This window comes from Mesorhizobium sp. WSM4830 (genome assembly GCF_055811495.1).
In genome coordinates this window covers 49,896-74,372 of the sequence record NZ_JBVVQI010000027.1, presented here as the reverse complement: position 1 = coordinate 74,372, position 24,477 = coordinate 49,896, and the positions used below count along the sequence as shown (strand labels likewise).

22 protein-coding genes and 1 tRNA gene are annotated in these 24,477 nt (G+C 63.7%); 13 read left to right on the top strand and 10 right to left on the bottom strand.

All coding sequences use genetic code 11. The features are described 5' to 3' along the window. The first annotated feature begins 49 nt into the window (after positions 1–49). On the top strand, positions 50–778 hold the full coding sequence (locus tag AC0L2Y_RS27120; protein WP_473560698.1) for a 3-deoxy-manno-octulosonate cytidylyltransferase: 729 nt from the start codon (positions 50–52) through the stop codon (positions 776–778). 30 nt (positions 779–808) lie between these two features. Then, on the top strand, positions 809–1,672 hold the full coding sequence (locus AC0L2Y_RS27115; RefSeq protein WP_473560697.1) for a prephenate dehydratase: 864 nt from the start codon (positions 809–811) through the stop codon (positions 1,670–1,672). Positions 1,673–1,679: 7 nt separating this feature from the next. Here the strand turns inward: AC0L2Y_RS27115 and AC0L2Y_RS27110 are convergent, their stop codons facing one another. Both AC0L2Y_RS27110 and AC0L2Y_RS27105 read right to left on the bottom strand, forming a co-directional pair. After that, the gene (locus AC0L2Y_RS27110; RefSeq protein ID WP_473560696.1) at positions 1,680–2,036 is read right to left on the bottom strand and encodes a hypothetical protein; all 357 of its coding nucleotides are present in this window, start codon (positions 2,034–2,036) and stop codon (positions 1,680–1,682) included. 54 nt (positions 2,037–2,090) lie between these two features. Next, a complete protein-coding gene (locus AC0L2Y_RS27105; RefSeq protein ID WP_473560694.1) occupies positions 2,091–3,035 on the bottom strand; it encodes a methyltransferase domain-containing protein in 945 nt (314 codons plus the stop codon). Positions 3,036–3,142: 107 nt separating this feature from the next. Here AC0L2Y_RS27105 and AC0L2Y_RS27100 point away from each other — a divergent pair, with 107 nt between their 5' ends. Next, positions 3,143–4,153: a ligase-associated DNA damage response exonuclease gene (locus tag AC0L2Y_RS27100; protein ID WP_473560693.1), complete on the top strand. Its 1,011-nt coding sequence runs from the start codon at positions 3,143–3,145 to the stop codon at positions 4,151–4,153. 226 nt (positions 4,154–4,379) lie between these two features. Continuing rightward, entirely contained in the window at positions 4,380–5,981 is a 1,602-nt protein-coding gene (locus tag AC0L2Y_RS27095) for a cisplatin damage response ATP-dependent DNA ligase (RefSeq protein ID WP_473560692.1), read from the top strand. On the opposite strand, the gene AC0L2Y_RS27090 is transcribed toward AC0L2Y_RS27095, so the two are convergent. Further along, the gene (locus tag AC0L2Y_RS27090) at positions 5,978–7,129 is read right to left on the bottom strand and encodes a hypothetical protein (protein ID WP_473560691.1); all 1,152 of its coding nucleotides are present in this window, start codon (positions 7,127–7,129) and stop codon (positions 5,978–5,980) included. The two genes, AC0L2Y_RS27095 and AC0L2Y_RS27090, sit on opposite strands and share 4 nt — an antisense overlap. Positions 7,130–7,474: 345 nt before the next feature. On the opposite strand from AC0L2Y_RS27090, the gene AC0L2Y_RS27085 reads away from it, so the two are divergent. Continuing rightward, a tRNA-Thr gene (locus AC0L2Y_RS27085) sits at positions 7,475–7,550 on the top strand. Between the two features lie 78 nt (positions 7,551–7,628). Here AC0L2Y_RS27085 and AC0L2Y_RS27080 read toward each other — a convergent pair. After that, complete coding sequence (locus AC0L2Y_RS27080; RefSeq protein WP_473560719.1) at positions 7,629–7,802, bottom strand: DUF4031 domain-containing protein; 174 nt, start codon at positions 7,800–7,802, stop codon at positions 7,629–7,631. A gap of 129 nt (positions 7,803–7,931) precedes the next feature. Further along, positions 7,932–8,114, bottom strand: coding sequence for a hypothetical protein (locus tag AC0L2Y_RS27075; RefSeq protein WP_473560690.1), 183 nt, complete (start codon positions 8,112–8,114; stop codon positions 7,932–7,934). Positions 8,115–8,303: 189 nt separating this feature from the next. Between AC0L2Y_RS27075 and AC0L2Y_RS27070 the strand changes: the two genes are divergently transcribed. Next, positions 8,304–9,104, top strand: a complete 801-nt coding sequence (locus AC0L2Y_RS27070) for a DUF3800 domain-containing protein (RefSeq protein WP_473560689.1) — start codon at positions 8,304–8,306, stop codon at positions 9,102–9,104. A gap of 516 nt (positions 9,105–9,620) precedes the next feature. Here the strand turns inward: AC0L2Y_RS27070 and AC0L2Y_RS27065 are convergent. From AC0L2Y_RS27065 to AC0L2Y_RS27045, 5 genes are all read right to left on the bottom strand, one after another. Continuing rightward, a complete protein-coding gene (locus AC0L2Y_RS27065) occupies positions 9,621–11,210 on the bottom strand; it encodes an indolepyruvate oxidoreductase subunit beta family protein (protein ID WP_473560687.1) in 1,590 nt (529 codons plus the stop codon). After that, positions 11,203–13,356 carry a thiamine pyrophosphate-dependent enzyme gene (locus tag AC0L2Y_RS27060; RefSeq protein ID WP_473560686.1) on the bottom strand — a complete coding sequence of 718 codons (2,154 nt, stop codon included), beginning with the start codon at positions 13,354–13,356 and terminating at the stop codon, positions 11,203–11,205. Before AC0L2Y_RS27060 ends, AC0L2Y_RS27065 begins: the two co-directional genes overlap by 8 nt. Positions 13,357–13,401: 45 nt before the next feature. Further along, entirely contained in the window at positions 13,402–13,881 is a 480-nt protein-coding gene (locus tag AC0L2Y_RS27055) for a MarR family winged helix-turn-helix transcriptional regulator (RefSeq protein ID WP_473560685.1), read from the bottom strand. Beyond that, positions 13,881–15,452, bottom strand: a complete 1,572-nt coding sequence (locus AC0L2Y_RS27050) for a phytoene desaturase family protein (RefSeq protein ID WP_473560682.1) — start codon at positions 15,450–15,452, stop codon at positions 13,881–13,883. The genes AC0L2Y_RS27055 and AC0L2Y_RS27050 overlap by 1 nt, the downstream gene beginning before the upstream one ends. A 305-nt stretch (positions 15,453–15,757) precedes the next feature. Continuing rightward, positions 15,758–16,549, bottom strand: coding sequence for a cyclase family protein (locus tag AC0L2Y_RS27045; protein WP_473560680.1), 792 nt, complete (start codon positions 16,547–16,549; stop codon positions 15,758–15,760). 117 nt (positions 16,550–16,666) lie between these two features. Between AC0L2Y_RS27045 and AC0L2Y_RS27040 the strand changes: the two genes are divergently transcribed. From AC0L2Y_RS27040 to AC0L2Y_RS27010, 7 genes are all read left to right on the top strand, one after another. Then, the gene (locus tag AC0L2Y_RS27040) at positions 16,667–18,241 is read left to right on the top strand and encodes a phytoene desaturase family protein (RefSeq protein WP_473560678.1); all 1,575 of its coding nucleotides are present in this window, start codon (positions 16,667–16,669) and stop codon (positions 18,239–18,241) included. A gap of 108 nt (positions 18,242–18,349) precedes the next feature. Beyond that, a complete protein-coding gene (locus AC0L2Y_RS27035) occupies positions 18,350–19,876 on the top strand; it encodes an ABC transporter substrate-binding protein (RefSeq protein ID WP_473560676.1) in 1,527 nt (508 codons plus the stop codon). Positions 19,877–20,100: 224 nt separating this feature from the next. Continuing rightward, positions 20,101–21,108, top strand: a complete 1,008-nt coding sequence (locus AC0L2Y_RS27030) for an ABC transporter permease (protein ID WP_473560674.1) — start codon at positions 20,101–20,103, stop codon at positions 21,106–21,108. Then, positions 21,101–21,949 (top strand): ABC transporter permease, encoded by an 849-nt coding sequence (locus tag AC0L2Y_RS27025; protein ID WP_473560673.1) that lies wholly within the window; start codon positions 21,101–21,103, stop codon positions 21,947–21,949. Before AC0L2Y_RS27030 ends, AC0L2Y_RS27025 begins: the two co-directional genes overlap by 8 nt. Continuing rightward, positions 21,946–22,836: an ABC transporter ATP-binding protein gene (locus tag AC0L2Y_RS27020; protein WP_473560672.1), complete on the top strand. Its 891-nt coding sequence runs from the start codon at positions 21,946–21,948 to the stop codon at positions 22,834–22,836. The genes AC0L2Y_RS27025 and AC0L2Y_RS27020 overlap by 4 nt, the downstream gene beginning before the upstream one ends. Beyond that, a complete protein-coding gene (locus AC0L2Y_RS27015; RefSeq protein ID WP_473560670.1) occupies positions 22,829–23,659 on the top strand; it encodes an ATP-binding cassette domain-containing protein in 831 nt (276 codons plus the stop codon). Before AC0L2Y_RS27020 ends, AC0L2Y_RS27015 begins: the two co-directional genes overlap by 8 nt. Before the next feature lie 81 nt (positions 23,660–23,740). Further along, positions 23,741–24,340, top strand: coding sequence for a VOC family protein (locus AC0L2Y_RS27010; RefSeq protein WP_473560669.1), 600 nt, complete (start codon positions 23,741–23,743; stop codon positions 24,338–24,340). Positions 24,341–24,477 lie beyond the last annotated feature (137 nt).

Genomic DNA, 24,477 nt, shown 5'->3' with positions numbered 1-24,477 from the left:
GACCTTTTGCCACTTTTGTCCTCCTCTTTTTCGAGCCCCTGCCCGCCTCATGTCCACGCTCATCCTGATCCCGGCCCGCATGGCCTCGACGCGCCTGCCGGGCAAGCCGCTGGCCGACATTGCCGGCACTCCGATGATCGTCCACGTCGCCCGCCGCGCCGCCGAGGCCGGGCTCGGCCGGGTGGTCGTCGCCACCGATACGCAAGGCGTTGCGGAGGCGGTGCGCGCGCATGGTTTCGAGGCGGTGATGACGCGGGCGGACCACGAAACCGGCTCCGACCGCATCTTCGAAGCGCTGACCATTCTCGACCCTGGCAACAGCGTCGAGACGGTCGTCAATGTGCAGGGCGATCTGCCGACCATCGACCCCCTTATTATCGGCGCCGCGCTTAAGCCTTTCGAGAACGCGGCGGTCGACATCGCCACGCTCTGCGTCGAGATCGTCCGCGACGAGGAAAAGACCAATCCGAACGTCGTCAAGCTGGTCGGCTCGCCACTCTCGGCGACGAGGCTCAGGGCGCTCTATTTCACCCGCGCCACCGCACCCTGGGGCGAAGGCCCGGTCTACCATCATATCGGCCTCTATGCCTATCGCCGCGCCGCACTCGAGCGCTTCGTTGCGCTGAGGCCGTCGCCGCTGGAGCGCCGCGAGCGGCTGGAGCAGTTGCGGGCGCTTGAGGCCGGCATGCGCATCGATGCGGAGATCGTGCAGTCGGTGCCGCTGGGCGTCGATACGCCGGACGATCTCGAACGCGCCAGGGCGCTCCTTTCCAACTAAGAAATTCCCCCAATTCCCGAGACTCTGCGCATGCCTGAAAAGACCAACAAAATATCCTTCCAGGGCGAGCCGGGCGCCAATTCCGACACCGCTTGCCGCAACATGTTCCCGTCGATGGAGCCGTTGCCGTGCCCGACCTTCGAGGACGCCTTCAACGCCGTCGAGACCGGCAAGGCCGATCTGGCGATGATCCCGATCGAGAACACCATTGCCGGCCGCGTCGCCGACATCCATCACCTCTTGCCGGAATCGAAGCTGCACATCATCGGCGAATACTTCCTGCCGATCCACTTCCAGCTGATGGTGCTACCCAGCGTCAGGCGCGACGAGATCAGGACCGTGCACAGCCACATCCACGCCCTCGGCCAATGCCGCAAATACATCCGCAAGAACGGCTGGAAGGCGACGGTGGCCGGCGACACCGCGGGCGCCGCCAAGATGGTCGCCGCGATGAAGGACCGCACCATGGCCGCGCTGGCGCCGGCCCTGGCCTCGACGCTCTACGGGCTCGACATCATCGAGGAGAATGTCGAGGATACCGACAGCAACGTCACCCGCTTCGTCGTGCTGACCAAGAACAAGCAATGGGCCGAACGCCCCTCCGCCGACGCCAGGATGATGACGACCTTCATCTTCCGCGTGCGCAACGTGCCGGCGGCGCTCTACAAGGCGATGGGCGGGTTCGCCACCAACGGCATCAACATGACCAAGCTGGAAAGCTACCAGCTCGGCGCGTTCACGGCGACGCTGTTCTACGCCGACATAGAGGGCCATCCCGACGATCCGCTGGTGAAGCTGGCGCTCGACGAGTTGCGCTTCTTCTCGCGCGAAATGCGCATTCTCGGCGTCTATCCCGCCAGCGCCTCGCGCGAGCAGTGGAAGGTGGCGGATTAGGATCCGGTCAGGTCAGGCCGAGCTTGTTCTGCTTGGGCGGCTTGCCGCATTCGCGGCGGCTGATCGACCGGTTCATGGCATCGATCTTGCCGCTTGCCTGGTCGGCGTCACGCTTGGCTTTTGAGCGCATGTCCGGCGTGAACGGGCCGAAGCCCGTCGCCGGATTGGAGAAGGACGGCTTGGCGTCCACCGGCAAATGATATTGCTGCGCCAGGCCGTTGCGCTGCGCCAGCAATTGATCGCAAGGCACCTTGTCGTATAGCAGCGAGGACTGGACGTTTTCGTCCTGCCGTTCGGACATCGAATTGCCGACGCAGCCGGCCGTCGCCAGGCAAGACGCCAAGACCATCATGTTCCAGCGCATGAACGTGCTCCTTGTCTTTCGCAGCTGCCGCGCTCCTGCGCAGCGGCAGGAGTCTTAGCCAGATTTTACGCTGCCGGAAAGCAAGCTTGCCACGACGGCCAGCCCTTCGACTGGTTGGCGGCGATCCTGCCGGATAATGGTTGGCTGCAGCGACAGGACCGAAAAGCCGTTGGCGTCCAGAACCCGCTCTACATAGCTTTGCGAATGCGCGTAGCGGCGCGACGGCTGCAGGGCGAAGCCGACGCTGCCGGACGATTCGCCGCCGGGGAGCGTCTCGATGGAGAACGCAAACAGACCGCCGCCGGCAAGCATTCCGGCAATCTTGTTCACCACCCTGTCGAGTGCGCCGACATAGATGAACACATCGGCCGCCGTCACCAGATCGGCTTTCGGGCCAGAATAGCAAAACTCCTGCAGGTCCGTTTTGACGAGCAGATCGTAGACGCTTTTGGCGCGCGCCTGCCTCAGCATGCCGGCCGAGATGTCGTAACCCTCTAGCCGATCGGCGATCGGCCGCAGCTTCTGGCCCATCAGGCCGGTGCCGCAGCCGAGATCGAGCACCAGCGAAAACCGGCCCGGCCGTGCTGCCCGGATGGCGCGGTCGAGGCATTCGGGCAGACGATAGCCTAGCCTGTCGACCAGTTCACCCTCGAAGCTCCTGGCATAGTGGTCGTACAGCGTCTCGACAAAGGCGCTGGGCGGCGCCGGGGCCGCCGCTGCCCTGCCGATCAATTGCAGCTTGAGCGCCGCGCCGAGCCGGTCCGCCGGGTCGAGCCGCAGTGCCGTCGCCCAGGCCTGCGCGGCGAGATCGGGCGCGCTCGCTGCTTCCTGCATCTCGCCGAGGCGGAACCAGCCGGCCGCCCAGTGCGGCGCCAGTTCGAGCGCGCCGAGCAGCAATTCCGCCGCTGCCGCATGATCGCCGGATGCATAGAGCATTTCGGCATAGTCGGCGCGGCGGTCGGCGGTCAAATCGCCGGACGAGGTCTGGAGCGGTTTCATGTGGTCGGGTTCCGCCGGGTGTTTGCAGCCGGCTTGCGCTCTATGCTGGAGTCAGCAGTGACTTACAACAGGCTTCCCGCGCCGGAATTAGCGCCTATCTTGGGGCCATGCGCGCCAGCGACCTGCTTCATCCCCGGCCGGAAGGGCTGTATTGCCCGCCCGGCGATTTCTTCATCGACCCGGTGCGGCCGGTCAATCGGGCGCTGATCACACATGGCCATTCCGACCATGCCCGCTCCGGCCACCGCTCGGTGATGGCGACGCAGCAGACGCTCGATATTATGGGGCTGCGCTACGGCGAAGGTTTTGCCGGAACGACGCAAGCCGCGGTGCTCGGCGAGACGATTGCGCTTGACGGTGTGGCCGTCAGCTTTCATCCGGCCGGCCATGTGCTGGGCTCGGCGCAGATCAAGGTGGCGCATCAGGGCAGATGCATCGTCGCGTCCGGCGACTATAAACGCCAGAAGGACGCGACCTGCGAGCCGTTCGAGCCGCTCAAATGCGATGTCTTCATCACCGAGGCGACCTTCGGTCTGCCTGTGTTCCGCCATCCGCCCGATAGCGAAGAGATTGCCCGGCTGCTGAGATCGACCGAGCAGTTTCCCGAGCGCACGCATCTGGTCGGCGCCTATGCGCTGGGCAAGGCGCAGCGCGTCATGCGGCTGCTGCGCGATGCCGGCTACGAAAAGCCGATCTACATCCATGGCGCGCTGGCCAAACTCAGCGAATATTACCAGAGCCAGGGCATCGATCTCGGCGCATTGGAACCGGCGACCGTCGAGACCGGCCAAAAAAGCGACTTTGCCGGCGCCATCGTCGTCGGCCCGCCATCCGCCTTCGCCGATCGCTGGGCGCGGCGTTTTCCCGACCCGATGTCGTGCTTCGCCTCAGGCTGGATGCGCATCCGTCAGCGCGCCAAGCAGGGCGGCGTCGAGCTGCCGCTGATCATCTCCGACCATTCCGACTGGGACGAGCTGACGGCGACGATCAAGGAGACCGGCGCCGAGGAAATCTGGGTGACGCATGGCCGCGAGGAGGCGCTGGTGCGCTGGTGCGAACTCGAAGGCATCGCCGCCAGGCCGCTGCATCTGGTTGGCTATGAGGACGAGGGCGATTGATGGTGGAAATCGACGGTGTAGCGTTCTGTCGCGCCCCCCTCTGGCCTGCCGGCCATCTCCCCCACGAGGGGGGAGATCGGCAGCTTCGGCGCCGCGCTCGTTCCCTCAACGCTGGAGATTGGCGAAACCAGTCGCGACATCCGATCTCCCCCCTTGCGGGGGAGATGGCCGGCAGGCCGGAGGGGGGTGTGACAGAGCGCAAACCTATCCTATTGGCGCCCCTCCCATGAACCGCTTCGCCGAGCTCCTCGATCGCCTCGTCCTGACGCCGTCGCGCTATGGCAAGCTGACGCTTTTGACCGACTATTTCCGCAGCGTCGAGGATCCGGATCGCGGGCTGGCGCTGGCGGCCATCACCGGCGATCTGTCCATCGCCGCGGTCAAGCCGGCGATGCTGCGCACGCTGGTGATCGAGCGCATGGATCCGGTGCTGTTCGGCTATTCCTACGACTATGTCGGCGACCTGGCCGAGACCGTGTCGCTGGTCTGGCCGCAAGCGCCGGCCGATATTGCGAACCACGAGCCGACGCTGGCCGAGGTGGTGGCAAAGCTGCAGGCGGCGAGCCGTTCCGACGGGCCGCAGGTGCTGGCCCGGCTGCTCGACAGCGCCAGCACTTCGGCACGCTTTGCCATCATAAAGCTGGTCACCGGCGGCCTGCGCATCGGCGTATCGGCGCGGCTGGCCAAGCAGGCGCTGGCCGATTTCGGCAAGGTCGACATCGCCGAAATCGAGGAACTCTGGCACGGGCTGACGCCGCCCTATATCGGGCTGTTCGCCTGGCTGGAGGGCAAGGCGGAAAAACCCAGGAAGACGGCGCTGGCGCTGTTCAGGCCGGTGATGCTGTCGAATGCCGTCGGTGACGGCGACCTCGAAAAGCTCGACCCGGCCGACTACGCGGCCGAGTGGAAATGGGACGGCATCCGCGTCCAGGCGGTTTGCGAAGGCGGCATTCGCCGGCTCTATTCGCGCACCGGTGACGATGTCTCCGGCGCCTTTCCGGATCTTGCCGAGGCGATGGATTTTTCAGGCGCCCTCGACGGCGAGCTTCTGGTCGGTGACCCCAGGCAGGCGACGGGCACGTTCTCGGACCTGCAGCAGCGGCTGAACCGCAAGAGCGTGTCACCCAAGATCCAGCAGCAATACCCGGCCTTCATGCGCTGCTACGATGCGCTGCAGATTGGTGACGAGGATGTGCGCGGACTTCCCTTCCGCGAACGGCGCGGCCGGCTCGAGGCCTTCGTCAGGACGCTCGATCCGAGCCGCTTCGATCTGTCGCCGCTGGTCGAATTCACCAACTGGCAGACACTCGAGGAACTGCGCCGCAAGCCGCTGCATCCGGTGATCGAAGGCGTCATGCTGAAGCGCTGGGATTCGCCCTATGTGGCCGGGCGGCCGAAGGGCCCGTGGTTCAAATGGAAACGCGATCCGCACACGGTCGACGCGGTGCTGATGTATGCCCAGCGCGGCCACGGCAAACGCTCGAGCTTCTATTCCGACTACACATTCGGCGTCTGGTCCGGGCCGGAAGGATCGGAGGAGCTGGTGCCGGTGGGAAAAGCCTATTTCGGCTTCACCGACGAGGAACTGAGGCAAATCGACAAATATGTCCGCGACAATACGATCGAGCGCTTTGGCCCGGTGCGCTCGGTACGGGCCGACCGCAGACAAGGCCTGGTGCTCGAGGTGGCGTTCGAAGGGCTCAACCGCTCGACGCGGCACAAATCCGGCGTCGCCATGCGCTTCCCCCGCATTTCGCGGCTGCGCTGGGACAAGCCGGCGGCCGAAGCCGACCGCATCGAGACGCTGCAGGCGCTGCTCGACAGTTAGGGAACGACTGAAACGCGGATCTCGTAGATGTCGACCGACTTGCCCTGCTTGTCGAAGTCGGAATTGATGGCGATGGTGCCGGCAGCACCCGGATGCTTGTCGGGAAAGCGCACGTCGAACAGATATTCATTGCGCTCGCGACCGACGGCATAGCGCTTGCGGCCGCAGTCGCCGAGTTCGCCGAAATTGCAATCGACGGAAATCTGCGTCTCCTGGCCCTCCTCGGAGCGTGCGATGATGTCGAATGTGGCATGCTTGCCGGCTAGTTTTTCCAACACGCCTTGCCCGACGTCGAAGCTGATGGCCGAACCGGATGCTCCCGAACGGATGCGCAGGAAGGAACCGCTTTCGTCCTGGATGACGTCGGCCTTGGCGTCCGACGGTGCGTTGACCTGCGTCGGGTCACCCGGCGAAAAGACGTTGATCCAGTCGCGCGCCTGGTCCTGCTCGCCCTGCTTCGGCGGCGAAGCGGTGTCGTCCGGCGTGAAATCATCGCCATCGACCGTTGGCGGCGCTTCCGGTGGCGCCGTGTCGAGCTCGGTCGCCGATTTGAAGACGCCGGTCTGGTTGGCGAAATAAAGGCCGATACCGGCGGCTGCGAGCAGCGTCACACCGAAGAAGATCGCGGTCAAAGGCAGGCGCCGCCGCCTCGCCCGCCGGTCGTCGCGGTCGGGCGCCACTTCCGCGTCGTCGATTTCGGCTTCGGTCGGAGCCGAGGCCCCCATGTCGATCACCGGCGCCTCGGGAACAGGCGCATCGGGCATGATGTCGGGGACCACCGGCAGGACGCGCGACCGCGGCGCATCGGATTCGGGCGGCTGCGCCGGACCGTCGACGACGACATCGGGCGTAGGCTCGGCTTCAGCTTCGCTTTCGGCCGGAGGCTCCACCTCCGGTGCTGTCTCCAAACTGTCGGTCGGCGCGGCGACGTCGGCAACCGCCGGCAGGAATTCCGATTCGATTTCGGTGATCTTCGCCTGGACCGCCTTGCGGCGCTTGATGGCGACTTCCACGGTGACGTTTGGATTGGCCTGCAGGGCACGGTCGAGTGCCGCGAAAGCCGATCGATAGACCCGCTCGCGAAACGCCCGGTCGTCGGCATTGCCTTTCTCAAAGGCATTGCGGATCGCTTTTTCGATCGCGTCCAAGCGAATTCCCTCTGCAATTTCACTCACATTGTCATGATCGTTAGCCGCAGGCGACCAATCAATCAACAAGCGAGCGGCCGCATTCTGCCTTGCCGAGGGGTACAAAACCGATTTCGGCGGTTTTCGGTAAAGGAATCAACATTTTTCGCGGATTTTCCGCTCACGGCCAACGTGGCGGTCGCGCGGCCTGCCGATGCGGCGTCACGCGGCCTATGGCGGAGCGGCTGCGCTTGCGCCCGAACGAAGGCGGCACGAATTGCCTCGTCCTGAAATCGCGGCTGCCATCTTGAATTCGCGGCCGGTTGCGTCTATCACGCAGCCCATCTTGGAAGCTCGGCTTCCCGGGCCGCTTTAGCTCAGTTGGTAGAGCACATCATTCGTAATGATGGGGTCGCGTGTTCGAGTCACGCAAGCGGCACCAATATTTCTCAAGGCTTTGCGGGTTTCCGAGGTGTAGAGCGAAAAACGCCGTGGTAGCACCCTGTAGCAAATTTGTGCGTCATCCGTTCGCCCGCTTCAACGCCTCGACAAGGGCATGGCTGGACACCTCAAAGGCGCCTAGAGCAACAGCCTTCGCGCGTGTCGCCTTCGAAAGATCATAGTGAGGGCGGCCCGGCTTATCCTGAAACCATTTGCGGACCCCGAGGCGTGCGGACAATGCCCCGCTCGTCATCACCCAAATCGAACCGTTCAACGAACAGATCGATACCGGAGTTAACGTCATGACTTTTATGTCGCGGCGCTGGCTTTCGTCGGGTTGGTGGCGCTTGGCTTTGTGGCCAACGTCTACTCACTCTCGCCGTTAGCCCAGCAGATATTCAGCTTCATCAGCAACTAGAAACTCGAACATAGAGCTATACGCGCCGTCCAACTCTGCGGGCGGCGCGTAATGCTGAGAAATTCTCGCCATCACCCATGCCTCCCAGCGATCACTGGCAAAACAACCAAACAGCTGGCACATTCGCAAAATGTCGGATGAACCCAAAAATGCGCTCCAGAGAGCATGGAAGCGTTACCAGGCGAGGGTCGAGTACACGCCCAGCGCGTTTCCTTTCTCTCACAGACGCAAGAGCCTTTTTGACAACCTGCACGACGACTTCTTAGCCCTGGTAGTCCTCGGGGGCCTGCTTTGGGTCATCTACAAGGCCATCGCCTATTACCTCTTCTGACCGACATGGCCGCATCCAAACGCAGGAAGAGATACAGAAAGGGCCATGTGGTGGCGCTCCAAGCTTACATCGATGAAAGCGGAAACGGGACGCCGCCAGCGATGGGAATAGGTGGGTTTGTCGGCTCAACTGAACAATGGGCTGCGTTTTCGAACGAATGGCAAATCTTTCTCGATATGAAACCGAGTATCGCCTATTTCAAATCCTATGAAGCGCAACGCCTCACCGGGCAGTTTCTTGAATGGAGCGAGGAAAGGAGAGACGAGAGAGTAAGGCTACTTAACCAAGTTATTCTGAATCACGCCATGTTCGCGACGTCAATGATGCTTCAACAGAGTCTATTTGACAAATTTATCAAAAGCCTTGGCACCATTAAAACTCCGTACGAATTTATGACCTTTCAGTTGATCAGCAATATTACTGTAGAACAGAAGGAAATCTGTGTCTCTGATCCTATCGATTTCATCTTTGACGACACCACCGAGAAGGGCCGCATCCTTTCTCAATGGGATAATTTCAAACAAAGCACCTTCGCTGATAAAACGCTTATAGGATCGCGACCAGTGTTTCTTGACGAAAAGGATGTCTTACCGTTGCAGGCAGCGGATTTGATGATTTGGTGGACGCGTCGAAGATATCTAGAAAGACTTGCGCCAGAGCATGGAAAATTGCCTCTGCCCAAAGTGGCCAGCGATGATAGGCTGCTTAACCACGCCTGGTACGAATGGACCGAGGAGGCCCTGGAAGAGTATCGGGACAAAATACTGCTGCGACGAGCTATGCGGGCGGCTGGGATTATTCCATAGATAAAGACGGCCGAAACGCCGCCATCGCCCTTAGCAAGGAAGGCGTTAGTGCAGCGTCCCAAGCGCTACCACGGCGGCAAGGTAGGACAGCGCAATCATGACGTAGGCAATTTGGAGAGAGGTCATCTGGGAACGAATCCTTGGTTGAAGATGACTCCCCTAATATGGATGCCGACCTTTGACTCCACAGCACTGGGATGTACAGGGTTTTTTGATCCCTGTTTGTTCTATCGCCACTCCTTCATGCCCTCGATCATGCTGCGGAAGTAGCCATCAGACGGAGCGGCGCGGCGAGTGCAACACGCTCATTGCCCATGACCTCACATGACCGCGGCGATTTGGCAAATCAACCCTCGGAAGCGGGCGTTATTTGTCCCGGAGCCGATATGTTTGCTGCTACCGCAGGCATGAAGACTACAAACAGGCAGGCAGCCAACGCGGCAGAGGTCGGCAAGCAGAGGCGAAGCGGGCTGGATTTCTGCGAAGCAACCGCTGCCGGAGCTTGAAAAAGGCCGCTCAGCTCACCCGATTGTCGCCCAGCGTCGCCACGGTCTTCAGCGCGCCGTCGAGCATGTCGCCCTTTTCGTCCTTCAGCGCGGCTTCGCGCAGGCGCCGGATCCAGTCGGCGGCGTCCGGACGGCCCTTGAGCAGGTCGAGCGCCGACAGCACGCGATCGAACTTGGATTGCGCGCGGGTATGGGTGTCGCTGTAGCCCTTGATCAGGCGGCGGCAATTGAGGATCTCCGTGCCAAGCGCGTAGTCCTGGCCGACTTGGCCGAGCGCCAGCGCGTACCAGCGCTCGAGATGCGCGGTCTCGACCTTGTGGCGCAGCAGGCGGCGGCGCCAGCGGCGCAGGCCGCCGATAAACCACAATGCGGCAAAGCCGGCAAAGCTGTCGGTCCGGATATGGCGGCCGCGATTGATGCGGCGGTCGAGGAAGGCGGCGAGCTTCGGCCGGTCCTCGATGTAGCTGCCGAGCCCGGCTGGCAGCGTGCCGCAGAATTCCTCGATGCGCGGATGGAAATATTCGGTCACCTGCAGCACCGAGCCGTCCTTGACGCCGACCTCGCGGCGTACGCGTCGGTCGCGGCTAGAGCGCGTCTTCAGGTCGGCGACGCGGATCATGTCGTCGTAGCACATGGCATTGGCGAGGTGCTTGGCGGCGGCGATCGACAGCGCGTAGGCGTGTTCGGCATTGTCCAGAGCGACGGCCCGGTCGAGCCTGTCGAGATATTCGCCGCCATAAGCGATGTCCTGATAGTCGACGACTTTTTTCAGGCCGCGAAGCGCCATGTCGCGCGCGGGTACAGGCAGCGTGGCGACGCGCGCCGCGAGTTGTCGCCAGCCACTCAACAGGCTTTCCGGACCGCTGACTTCTGTCGCCGCGCCCGAGCCGGTTTCAGCGGCCGCCGGTCCTGCAGTCTTGTCGCCCGAAGGCGCACTCGCGATGCCGCGCGCCCGATCATAGGCGGCGCCGAAGGCGGCGAGGCTGGCCTTCACACCGCGGCCGCCGGCACTGACCGCCTGCTCGTAGCTCTTGCGTGTGAACGGCAAGGCATCGGAGCCAGCGAGCGCGCCGAGCAGGCTGGCCGAGATCATCGAGCCATTGTCGGCGGCGATCTTCTCCATGTCGAAGGCGATGAAGCGCTTGGCCGCTGCCTCCGCCGTGGCGTGCACCTTGGAGGACGAGGCGCGGCCATCGCCGGGCTCGATCTTCTCCGAGACCGCTGCGATGCGGTGCGACGAGGCGATCAGCGTCGTGCGCTCGGGCGTGACGAAGCCGCGGATGATGGCGCGGCCGGCCTCCATCAGTTCGGCGGCAATCAGGATGTCGACATCGCCCTGCGACGGCGACAACGCGAAGACCGGCAGCCGGCCGGTGTCGCGGCACATCTCGACGTAATAGATGGTGGCGCCGGTGCGCTGGGCGACGCCGGCGACCGAGGTCGATTGCGCGATGTAACCGTTGCGCTCGGCGACGTCGGTGATCCAGTCGGCCAGCACGCCGCCGCCTTGGCCGCCGACCGCCAGCACGGCAAGCTTGATGACGCGCTCGTCGTCCGGCGCGCCGGCCTTGGAACGGCTTGATGGGACAGCGTCAAGCATCGGCGAATATCAGGCGCCGGCTTTCACGACGCCGCTGCAAGAGGCCGATCGTAGCGCGGCGAGCGGCTTCAAGGAAACGGTCCCAGCGGCTCGGATTGTGCACCACGTCGGCGCGGTAGAAGGACGGGCAGAGCACCGCCGCATCGGCGACCTCGCCGCAATTGCCGCAGCCGACACAGCTCTGGTCGATATGCGCCACCGGATCGTCACGCAACGGATCGTCCAGCGATTTCACCGAAAGCGACGGGCAGCCGGAGAGCCGCATGCAGGCATGGTCGCCGGTGCAGATGTCCTCGTCGACACCAAATTTCGGCTTGACGATGCGCGTCCCGCCCTTGATGGCCTTGTCGACCAAGGGCTTTTCGCGGCGCTGCCGGTTGAGCATGCATTCGGACGAGGCGACAATGACTTTCGGGCCCTTTTCGTCCGTCGTCAGCGCCTCGCGCAGCGTGTCTTGCATCTTGGCTACGTCGTAGGTGCGGTCGATGTGGCGTAGCCATTTGACGCCCATGCCTTTCACCGCCTCGGTGATCGGATGCTTGGTCGATTTCGTTTTGTTGCCGGCGCGGGATGACAGGATGTCCTGCCCTCCGGTCGCGGCCGAATAGAAATTGTCGACGATGACGATGACGCCGTCGTTCTGGTTGAAGACGGCGTTGCCGACCGAGGAGGTCAGGCCGTTGTGCCAGAAGCCGCCGTCGCCGACGAAGGAGATCGAGCGGCGCTTGGCATCGGGCGAATTGAACGCCGAAGCCGAGGCTGGCCCCAGCCCGTAGCCCATAGTGGTGGCGCCGAGCTCGAAAGGCGGCATGATCGAGAACAGGTGGCAGCCAATATCGGAGGCGATGTGGTGCTTGCCCAACTCCTGCTCGACCAGCTTGGTCGCGGCGAAGATCGGCCTTTCCGGGCAGCCGACGCAGAAGCCGGGCGGGCGGCCCGGGACGACGTTGATCAGGTCGGCGGTGTCGAGCCCGTCGCCGATCTTGTTCGGCGCGCGGACCTCGCTTGGCAGCAGATGCGGGATGGTGGCGCGCAGGAACGATCCGATGCCGTCGAGCATCACCTGGCCGGTGTATTCGCCGGCCATAGGCAGATGTTCCTTGCCGACGAGTTTGGTGCCGCGCCCGGCCTTGTGCAGCATCGCGGCAAAGGCCTGCTCGATGTAGTTGGGCTGGCCTTCCTCGACGACGAGCACGGCGTCCTTGCCTTCGCAGAAGGACAGGAACTCGTCATCGACTAAGGGATAGACGGCGTTGAGCACGTAGAGCGGCACATCGGTGTCGCCATAGGTGTCGGCGAGGCCGAGCCGCTGCAGCGCCCGGATGACCGAATTGTACATGCCGCCCTGCATGACGATGCCGACCGAGTCGTGCTCCGGGCCGAAAAACTCGTTGATCCTGTTGGTGCGGATGAAATCGACCGCCGCCGGCCAGCGTTTCTGCACCTTTTCCTTCTCGTGCAGGAAGGACGCGGGCGGCAGCACGATGCGGCCGGTGTCGCGGCGCGGCGCCTCGAGGGCATCCGCCACCGTCATCGCCGGGCGCTTGTTGTCCTTGGCAATGAAATGGCCGTGGACATGGCAGCAGCGGATGCGAACCTGCAGCATGACCGGCGTGTTGGAAACCTCGGACAGCTCGAAGCCGTCCTCCACCGCCTTGACGATCGACGGCAGGTTCGGTCGCGGATCGAGCAGCCAGACCTGGCTCTTCATGGCAAAGGCGTGGCTGCGCTCCTGCATGATCGAGGAGCCTTCGCCGTAATCCTCGCCGACGATGATCAATGCGCCGCCGGTGACGCCGCCGGACGCGAGATTGGCGAGCGCGTCGGAGGCGACATTGGTGCCGACCGTCGACTTGAAGGTCGCCGCACCGCGGATCGGATAGTGCACCGATGCCGCCAGCATGGCAGTGGCGGTCGCTTCCGAGGCGCTCGCCTCGAAATGCACGCCGAGCTCGCCGAGGATGTCCTGCGCGTCGGCCAGCACGTCCATCAAATGGCTGATCGGTGCACCTTGATAGCCGCCGACATAGCCGACGCCGCATTGCAGCAGCGCCTTGGTGATGGCCAGAATGCCCTCGCCGGAAAACTCCTCGCCGGCGCCGAGCCTGAGCTTTTCGACTTCCTTGGCAAAAGACCGTTCGGCCATTTTGGGCTCCTTCCGTTACCGCCCCGATGGCGGCGCGTAAGATCGTCAGATGTCGTGCTTGCGAATGTTCTTCAGCATCTTTTGCAGCGTCGCGATCAGCGCCGCATATTCGGCATCGTCGATGTCGTCGAACATCGTCTCGAAAGCGTCGTGCATGGCCGGCCAGGCGCGCGCGAATTCGGCGCGGCCATCGTCGGTCAGGAACACATGGCGGATCCGGCTGTCGGTGACCCCCTGCTCGCGCCGAACAAACCCTTGTCCCTCCAGCGTGTCGAGCGTGCGGCTCAAGGTCGACTGCTCGATGACAGTATAGACCGAGAGATCGTTGACGGTGACGCCATCGGTGACCGACAGCACGGCCAGCGTCCTCACCTGTGGAATGGTCAGGCCCTGCTTGCGGAAATTGTCGCGCAAGGTGGCATTGTAGCGGCCCATGATGCGGTTCATCAGATAGGGCGCGAACTGCTGCAGGCCGATCTGGCCCAAAGTCGAGATGCGCTGGCGCCTTTCGACCTTCTGTTCCATCACAGCCTCCCCGCCAGGAGAAAGCCGGAGCCGCCGCCCAAGCCAGCACCCGGATGGGTCGAGGCGCCGATGTGGTAGAGTCCCTTGACCTCGGTGGCGTGATTGCGGCTCGTCTTGAACGGCCGCCACAGGAACGACTGGTCGATGGTCGAGGAGCCGCCATAGGGGTCGCCGCCAACCAGGTTGATGTTCATCGCTTCGAGATCAGCCGGCGAATAGGCACGACGTGCGATAACGCTGTCCTTGAACCCGCCTATATGGCTGGCGAGGATCGCTTCGGCACGATCGGCATAGGCTTCGCGCAATGCCTCGGTCCAGCGGCCGTCGGCCGGTATCTGCAGTTTGCCGGCGGCATCGCCCTTGATATGCCGTGGCGCCTCGGGCAATTGCAGCCACAGGACCGCCTTGCCATCCGGGCAGCGCGATGGGTCGAGCGCGTGCGGCTGGCCGACACAGATGGTCGGCACCTCAGGCAACATGCCGCGCACGGCCTCGTTGCAGGCCTTCGACACGCCATCCAACCCGGGCGTCAGATGCAGCAGCGCGACCTTGTCCAGGCCGTCGCCGCGCCATGCCGCTGGTTTATCCAAGGCATAGTGGATCTGGAAATTGCCCTTGCCGTAGCGGTATTTTTGCGCTGCCTCGACGTCGGCTTTCGAGGCCGCGTCGCCGAGCAGCCGCTCGTAGAGCTGGGTCGGCGTGACCGAGCAGATAACGCTCTTGTTCGCCGTGACCGTTTCGCCCGAAGCCAGCCGCACGCCGGTGGCGCGGCCTCCGCTTTGGACGATAGCCGCGACGTCGGCGCCGGTGCGGATTTCGCCGCCACGTTCCCTGATCAGGGCTTCGAAGGCGGACAGCAGGTTCCTGGCGCCGCCCTTGACGATCGGCGCGCCGGCCGCCTCAAGCGCGAAGGCGATGACCCTGGCGATCTGGCCGGAGAACGCGTCCTCAGGCCCGAGGCCGGCATGCAGCACCCAGGGCGCCCACAGCGCGCGCATGGTTTCCGACTGGTAGGTGCTTTCCAGCCAGCCGCGCGCCGGCACCAGTGCGTCGCCGAGAAAGGCGGCAAGGCCGCGCGGGCCGCGCCGCCAGGCTTCACCCGCCAGCAGCCTGGCCGTCGGGTAGGACCACAGGCTGCCGCCGAGCAGCCCGAACAGCAGACCGGCGTTGCGCTCGATCTCGCCGACATCGTTTGCGTGCCGGTCGCCGTCACCCGCGGCAAGCGCATTGATCGCCGCTACATTGGCGGTACGGTCGGTGCGCAGGACGGCATGGCTGCCGTCCGGGCGCAGCACGCCGGTCGGCCTGGAGGTGTTGCAAAACTCCAGGCCGTGCCGCGCCAGTTCCTTGCCCAATGCCGCATAGGCCGGCGAGGTGATGAACAGGACGAAGGTCGTCGCCATCACGTCGTGGATGAAGCCGGGCGCGGTGATTTCTTCGGTGCGCACGCAGCCGCCGATGCGGTCGTTGCGCTCGAGCACCAGCACCTTCGCCCCCTTGCCGCCGAGCATCGCCGCGCAAACCAGCGCGTTGATGCCGCTGCCGACGATGATGTGATCGGGAGCGCTCATCGAGGGTTGCTCCTAACCGGCAGGAGTTCAATTGCAGAGATTGGCGCTCTACGGCGCCCCCCTCTGTCCTGCCGGACATCTCCCCCACTTGGGGGGAGATCGGCCGTCACCTTGGCCTTCGCCACGCTCCAACGTCGCAGGAATGAGCGGGGCGCCGAAACTGCCAATCTCCCCACAAGTGGGGGAGATGTCCGGCAGGACAGAGGGGGGCGCCGTAGAGCCGCAGCCTTGCAGGTCTGCTGCTCCCAAACCGTCACTACAGCATTGCCTGCGCACATGATCTTCTCCCGAAGACCGCAGCTACCCTATTGCCTTGGCACCAATGCCAGCGCGCGGATCGGGCTGCCGGTACCGTGCTCGATCTTGAGCGGTGCCGCGATCAGGATCGCGCCCTTCGGCGGCAGCCGGTCGAGGTTGCAGAGGCTGGCAAGGCCGTAGCGGTTGGCCTTGTGCATCAGGCTGTGCGCCGGGAATGGCGGCTCCATGCCGCCTGCTTTTCCAGCATCCGTGCCGATCGTCTCACTACCCCAGCCCTTGATGTCCTTGCCGATCAGATACTGGATGGCTTCGGCGGTCGGGCCGGGCGTGTGCGGACCAGTCTCATTGGCGTTGAGGAACTCGGCTTCCGAGCCGTTGCGCTTATACCAGTCGGTGCGCATCACCACCCACTCGCCCGCGTTGATAGCGCCATGTTCGGCTTCCCATGCCTTGATGTGATCGACGGTGAGCAGGAAATCGTGATCGGCTGCCGCTTGCTTCGAACAGTCGATGACGTTGACGGGGCCGACGAAGTTCTGCGCCGGAATGGTGTCGGTAGCGCCGTCCGGATAATCCTTGCCGGTGATCCAGTGGTTGGGCGCGTCGAAATGGGTGCCCGAATGCTCGCCGAGCTTCAACCAGTTCCACGCCCACCACGGGCCATTCTTGTCATAGGCGGAGATGGCGTGGATCTCGATCTTCGGCGTGTCCACCGCGAGTTCCGGCGGCAGCTTGATCAGCGGCGTGTCCGGCCCGAGCGGCGCCGTCAGGTCGACCACCTGGATGGCGCCGGAAAGAAGCTGGCCGGCAACTTCGCCGAGGAGTTGTTGTGTTTCCATGGTCTCTGTTCCCTCTTTCTCGATGGTGCTGAAGGCTCTCGCGGCCCTTAATATCCTACTAGACGAAAACATATGCATCTGCAATTATCTTTAAGCATAAAGGAAATGGGACGGGGCGTGAGCGAGTTCGACGCCATATTTGTCGGGGCAGGCCACAACAGTCTGGCATGCGCCGCGCATCTGGCGCTCAAAGGTTCGAAAACTGCGGTTTTCGAACGCAATGCAACGATCGGCGGCGCCGTCCAGACGCGCGAATTCACGCTGCCGGGCTTCCGGCACGATTTCGGTGCGATGAATGTGAGCCTGTTCGCTGGTTCGGGCTTCCACAAGAAATATGCAAATGAATTGAAAACCCGCGGGCTGGAGTTCGCGCCGGTCGCCGACTGCTTCGCCAGTGCCTTCCCGGATGGTCGCTGGTTCGGCGTCAGCAACGACCTGGAAAGGACCGCGTCGCGGATGGCGGCTTTTTCCGCGGCCGACGCGGCGACATGGCGCCGGCTGGTCGCGGCTTTCCCTGCCGAGGCCGAGCATCTGTTCCGGCTGCTGGGCGCACCGATGAGTGGCCGTGCGCTGGCCGGCACCGCCTGGAACCTGTGGCGCAAGAAGGGCCTTGCCGGCGCGCTCGACACTGGCCGGTTGCTGCTTTCCTCGCCGCGCGCCTGGCTCGAGGAGAACTTCGAGTCGCCGCATGTCAGGGCAACGCTCGCCACCTGGGGCATGCATCTCGATTTCGCGCCCGACATCGCCGGCGGCGCGGTATTCCCATACCTTGAATCCATGGCCAACCAGTGCTTCGGCATGGTGCTCGGCAAGGGCGGCGCCGACACCATCATCCGCGCTTTGTCGGGCATGCTCACGGCTGCCGGCGGCAAGATCGTCACCGAGGCTGATGTTGCCGAGATCACAGTTTCGGCCGGCAAGGCGACCGGCGTGCGGCTCGCTTCCGGCGAGACCCACACCGCCACCAGGGCCGTCATCGCCGGTGTCGCGCCCAAGGCGCTGACCGGGAAACTTTTGCGTAATGGATCGGGCGATGCCGGCTTCGACACGGCCATGAAAAAATTCCGCCGCGCGCCGGGGACGATGATGATCCATCTGGCACTCGACGATCTGCCGGACTGGCGCGCCGGTGCCGAGCTTCGGCAGTTCGCCTATGTGCATCTGTCGCCGTCGCTCGATGCCATGTCGCGGACCTATCAACAGGCGATGTCCGGCATGCTGCCGGATGAACCGGTGCTGGTCGTCGGCCAGCCGACCGCGGTCGATCCCTCGCGTGCGCCAGACGGCAAGCACGTGCTGTGGGTGCAGGTGCGCATGCTGCCGGCCGAGATTGTGGGCGATGCGGCGGGCACGATCGCGGCGGCTCACTGGGACGAGGCTAGGGAGCACTACGCCGAGCGCGTCCTCGACATTATCGAGCGCTATGCGCCCGGCCTTCGCCGGAAGATCCTCGGCCGCGCCGTGTTCTCGCCCGTCGACCTCGAACGCGAGAACCCGAACCTCGTCGGCGGCGACCAGATCTGCGGCAGCCATCATCTGGCGCAGAATTTCCTGTTCCGGCCGGCGCGCGGTTACGCCGGCTGGAACACGCCGGTCGGCAATCTGCACCTGACCGGGGCGGCAACATGGCCGGGCGCCGGCACCGGGGCGGCGTCGGGCTTCATGCTCGCGCAACAACTTGGCGGGAGGTAGGCACCATTTTTCATCCAGGGGTGAAGGAGGACAAGGCGCGGTTGCCCAAGGAGCCTGAACCCACGAAACGACAACGACACCGCGCATAAAAGCAACAGGGGAACGACCATGACAATCAACAGACGAGAATTGCTCGGATATGGCGCGGCGGCACTTGGCGCAACGGCGCTCGGCCTGCCGCAAATCGCCAAGGCTGCCGGCGAACTGACCATCGCCTACAATGTCAACCTGCCGTCCTGGGACCCGACCACCGGGCCTTCGGCCGTCAACCCGACCATCCAGGGCCTCTACCAATCGGTGTTCGACCAGTTCATCCCGCAGAAGCCGGATCTTTCCTTCGCGCCCGGCCTGCTCACCGAATGGGGCTGGAACGAAGATCGCGGCAAGATCATGATGACGGTGCGCGAGGGCGTGAAATGGCATGACGGCTCGCCATTTACGGCCGAAGACGTGGTCTGGTCGCTGCAGCGGGCGGGCGACGAAAAGACCGGCAACCCGATCCAGTTCGTCTGGAAGAACGTCAACAACTTCAAGATCGACGGCAACAAGATCACCGGCGATGTCGTGCAGTTCGACCCGGTGTATTTCAAGTGGATGTCGTTCCTCACCGGCTACATCATGCCGAAGGCCTATTACGAGAAGGTCGGCGCCGAAGGCTTCGAGAAAGCTCCGATCGGCACCGGACCCTATATGGTCGACAAATTCGAGCGCAACGCCTTCCTGCGGCTTAAAGCCAACCCGAACTACTGGGGCGGCAAGCCGGCCTTCGAAAACGTGACCATCAAGTTCGTCACCGATGCGGCGAGCCGCGTCGCCGAGATCGAGTCCGGTTCCTCGCAGGTGACGCTGGAAATTCCTTACGAGGAATATGACCGCCTGATCGCCAAGGACGGGCTTGCCGGCTCGTGCAAGAATGTTTCCGACATCGGCATGATCTTCTTCAACGACATCGACGTGATGCTGGACAAGAACGTCCGCCAGGCAGCGGTGATGGCGGTCGACAAAAAGCTTTTGGTCGATCGGTTGCTGCGCGGCTACGGCCAACCCATAGATACGCTGGAGACACCGGAATACGCCGCCTACGATGCGTCGATCAAGGTCGAGCACAATCCGGAAAAGGCCAAGGAATTGCTGGCCGCATCCGGCTATTCGCCGGAAAAGCCGGTCAAGTTCACGATACAGACGACCAAGGGCTTCAAGCCCAAGGATTACGAGATGATCCAGGCGATCGTCGGCATGTGGCGCAAGGTCGGTATCGAGGCGAAGATCGAGGTCTACGAGATCGCCAAGCACTACGAGCTGCGCGCAGCCGACAAGCTGGCGCCGGCGGCCTTCTACAATTGGGGCAATGCCATCGGCGATCCCACGACGTCGACCGGCTTCGCCATGTATGGCCCAAGCCCGCATTCGGTATGGGACAGTCAAGACCTGATCGACATGATCAACCCGCTATGGGGCGAGAAGGACGAGGCCAAGCGCATCGCCGGCTGGAAGGCCGTCGACAAATACATCGCCGAACAGGCCTATGTGCTGCCGCTGATCCAGTATGCGCAGCCGATCGTGCATGCCAAGGGCGTCAACGTCGTACAGCATGTGTCGGGCGCACTTCTGCCGGCGCTGATGAGCCCGGCCTGAGATCAGCGCGAGGAGGCCCGCGGTCGCAAGATAGCGTGCCTCCTCTGCTTGCGCAGGCCCCCTCATCCGGCCCTTCGGGCCACCTTCTCCCCAGCTGGGGAGAAGAGACTGGCTCAGCCGTCAGCGACCTCTTCTCCCCTCGGGGAGAAGGTGGCCGCGAAGCGGCCGGATGAGGGGGCCTGTTCGTTCCATCAGTCACTGAAACGCATTAGGCTTAAGCCAGAATGCTGCTGCAAAGATTCCTGATCCGTCTTCTGACGATGGCGATCACGCTGTTCGGTGTGGCCGTCGTCGTCTTCGTCGTCATCCGCGTCGCGCCGGGCGACCCAATCGCGATGATGCTGCCGCCCGGCGCGACCGATGCCGACATCGCCCGGCTGCGCGCGCTTTACGGGCTCGACAAGACCATCGTCCAGCAGTTCTTCATCTGGCTGGCCGGTGTCGTCAGGGGCGATTTCGGCACGTCGATCTCACTGCGTCAGGACGTGCTTGGGTTGGTCTTCAATCGCCTCCCGGCGACGCTGGAACTCGCCACCGTCGCGCTCCTGATGGCGGTGGCGATCGGCGGCACGACGGCGATCCTCGGCGCGCGCGAGCGCGGCACAGCGGTCGAAGCCGGCATCGACATTGCGAGCGGTGCGGCGCTCTCGATTCCCGATTTCCTGTGGGGCCTGGTGCTGATCCTGCTGTTCGGCGTGCTGGTGCCCATCTTCGACATTTCCGGCCGGGTGTCGCCGCAGCTCGACCTGCCCTTCGCCACGCAATTCTATCTGTTCGAAAGCATCGTGCGACTGCGCTTCGACCTGACCAAGGATTTGCTGGCGCACGTGCTGATGCCGGCCGTGGCCTTGGCGCTGCCGCTGGCCGCCATCATCTCGCAGTTGCTGAAACAGTCGCTCAAGGAAGTGCTCGACCTCGACTATGTCGTGCTGGCGCGGGTAAAGGGCTTTTCGGAAACGCAGGTCATCCTGCGCGAGGCGCTGAAGAACGCGGCGCTGCCGACGCTGACGCTGGTCGGCGTGCAGTTCACCTTCCTGATCGGCGGTACGGTCATCGTCGAGCGGCTGTTTTCCTATGAAGGCCTCGGCAATATGGCGATCGATGCCGTCATCAACCGCGACCTGCCGCTGATCCAGGGCATCGTGCTGGTGTTCGCGCTGTTGTTCGTGCTGATCAACCTTGCCGTCGACATGATGTATGCGCTGCTCAATCCGAGGCTGCGCCATGGATGAGGCCCGTATTTCAAGACATGGCTCGCGGGCACGCCTGTGGCTGGCCGGCGGCTGGCTGCTGATTGCGCTGCTGGCCGCAATTTTCGCGCCGCTGGTCGCACCGCAGGACCCGCTGGCGCAGGATTTGATGCTGGAGCGGCTGCCGCCGATCTGGCTGACCGGTGCAGAGCCCGGCTACTGGCTCGGCACCGACAGCCTCGGCCGCGACCTGCTCTCCCGGCTGATCTTCGGCGGCCGCATCGCCTTCATCGTCGCCTTCGCCGCCGCGATCGCCGCCTGCCTGGTCGGCTCGACGCTCGGCCTGATATCAGGCTATTTCGGCGGCTGGGCCGACCGCATCATCTCGCGCATCGTCGATGTCTGGATGGCGTTCCCGCCGGTGCTGTTTGCCATCCTGCTGGTCGCCGTGCTCGGTACCGGCTTGAGCTCGGTCATCATCGCCATCGCCGTCATCGACTGGACGCGCTTCTGCCGGGTGATCCGCGCCGAGGCGATGGGCCAGTCGCGAATGGACTATGTCGAGAACGCCCGCATCGCCGGCTATGGCCGCATCGGCATCATGCTGCGCGAGGTGCTGCCCAATGTGGTGCCGTCGATCGTCGCACTGCTGTCGCTTGAGATGGGCATTGCCGTCATCGTCGAGGCGATCCTGTCCTTCGTCAATCTGTCGATCTCGACCGACGATCCGACCTGGGGCGGCATCATCGCCGAGGGCCGCCTGTCGATCCATCAGGCCTGGTGGGTGCTGGTGTTCCCGCTGGTCACCCTGATCCTGACGGTGCTGTCGTTCAGCCAGTTCGGCGAAGGTCTCAGGGCACGTTTCGATCCGGTGCTGCGATGAACGCGCCCGCGAAACCCTGCCTGGACATACGCAGCCTTAGCGCGGTGCTGCCTAATGGCTTGCGCGTGCTGCGCTCGGTGTCGCTAGCCGTCGGGCCCGGAGAAGTCCGGGCGCTGGTCGGCGAGAGCGGCGCCGGCAAGACGATGATCGGCAAGGCGGTGCTCGGCGTGCTGCCACCCAGCGTACGCATCGTCGAAGGCGATATGCTTTTCGAGGGCGAGGACCTCGGCAAGCTCCAGCCCAGGGCACGGCGCACGCTGATCGGCGCGCGCACGGCGCTGATCCCACAGGATCCCTTGACCGCGCTCAATCCGTCGCGCCGCATCGGCCCGCAGATGACCGACCGGCTGGTGCGCATCCTGCGCTGGAGCGGCGAGAAGGCCGATGCACGCATCCGGCAATTGCTGGACGAGGTGCAGATCCGCGATCCCGAGCGTGTCCTCAAATGCTATCCGCACGAGCTGTCCGGCGGCATGCGCCAGCGCGTGCTGATCGCCGCGGCGTTCGCAGCCGAACCAAGGCTGATCGTCGCCGACGAGCCGACCACGGCGCTCGACGTAACCGTGCAGAAGCAGATCCTGCGGCTGATCGCGCAATTGCAGCGCGAGCACGGCACGGCGATCCTGTTCGTCACCCACGATCTCGGCGTCGTCGCCAAGATCAGCCAGAAAGTTTCCGTGCTCTATGCCGGCAAGGTGGTGGAGGAGGCCGAGACGGCTGTCCTCTTCGCCGCCCCGCAGCACGCCTACACACGGGCGCTGATGGCGGCGACGCCGCGCTACACCGATCCGCTTGCATCGCTGAAACCGGTGGACGAGGCGGTATTGGCCGGGCTTGCTGCGGAGATCGCTTCTGCCGATCAGGCCTGGAGGCGACCGCATGACTGAGCCGCTGTTTTCCGTACGTGGGCTGAAGGTCGCGCTGCCCGACATGACGCGCAAGCCGCTGATCGGTCGCGCGCCAATGGCCGAGATCCTGAAAGGCCTCGATTTCGACCTGCCAAGGGGATCGGTAACCGGCATCGTCGGCGAATCCGGCTCCGGCAAATCGACGCTTGGCCGCGCGCTGGTGCGGCTTTTGGAGCCGAGCGCCGGCACCGTCACCTTCGACGGCCGCGACATCACGCATCTGGCGGAGAATGAGCTGCGGCCGCTGCGCCGCAATCTGCAGATGATCTTCCAGGATCCGATGTCGTCGCTCAACCCGCGCCGCACCATTGCCAGCATCATCGCAGCACCCCTCAAGCAGAACGGCCTTGGCGATAATCTCAAGGCGCGCGTCGCCGAGGCGTTGAAGCGCGTCGGGCTGCCGCAGAGCTTTGCCAGCCGCTACCGCCACGAATTGTCGGGCGGCCAGCGCCAGCGTGTCGGCATCGCCCGCGCCCTGGCGCTGTCGCCGAAATTCGTGCTGGCCGACGAGATCGTCTCCGGCCTCGACGTCTCGACCCAGGCGCAGATCCTCATGCTGCTGGAAAAACTCGCCGCCGAGATGGGCCTCACCATTGCCTTCATCAGCCATGATCTGTCGGTGATCCGGCGGCTCTGCAGGCAAGTGATCGTCATGCGCGAAGGCGCGATCGTCGAAGCCAGCGCGACGGATACTTTGTTCGAGAAGCCTCAGCAGGCCTACACGCGCGACCTCCTCGCCGCCATTCCGCTGCCCGAGATCGATGACGCTTGGTTGCTGCCCGCCGCAAAGGCGCCGGCATGAAACACAATCCTATTCGCACGCCGAAGGGCGGGCCTCGGACGTGCGTCGACAAGTCAGCTCGCGAAACGGAGGAGAACTGGAATGAAATACGCGATCAGAAACACGATGCTTGCGGCAGCTCTGCTCGGCTCGATGGGGACAGCCTCGGCTGATTCGATACCCGGCATGCGTGGCCACGACCACACCGGGGTCACCGTCCCCGACATGCAGCAGGCAGTCGAGTTCTTCACCGAAGTGGTTGGCTGCAAGAAGGCGATGTCGTTCGGCCCGTTCGCCGACGACAAGGGCACGTTCATGCAGGATCTGCTGGGCGTCGATCCCAAGGCGGTGATCGAGGAGATCACCCTGGTCCGCTGCGGACACGGGTCGAACATCGAGCTGTTCAAATACACTGCGCCGGACCAGAAGGACCTGACGCCTCGCAACAGCGACATAGGCGGCTTCCATATCGCCTTCTATGTCGACGACATCGCCGCCGCAAAAACCTATCTTGACGGCAAGAGCGTCAAGACGCGGATGGGGCCGCTGCCGGTTACCGAAGGCCCGGCCGCAGGCCAGACCATCCTCTACTTCCAGGCGCCTTGGGGCTTGCAGTTGGAAGCGATCAGCTATCCCAATGGCATGGCCTATGAAAAAGATGCGGAGACGGTGCTGTGGAGCCCGAAGAACCCGGAAAAATAGTCCGGGCGTCCCTGGCCTGCGCAAGCCGATTGCCGGCAAGCTGGGTTTCCGAGGCGGATTGTTTCAATCCTGAAACTTCAAGCTTGAATTAATCCGCCTCAGGCGTAAACTCGACGGACAGAAGCGAAGAGGAGATC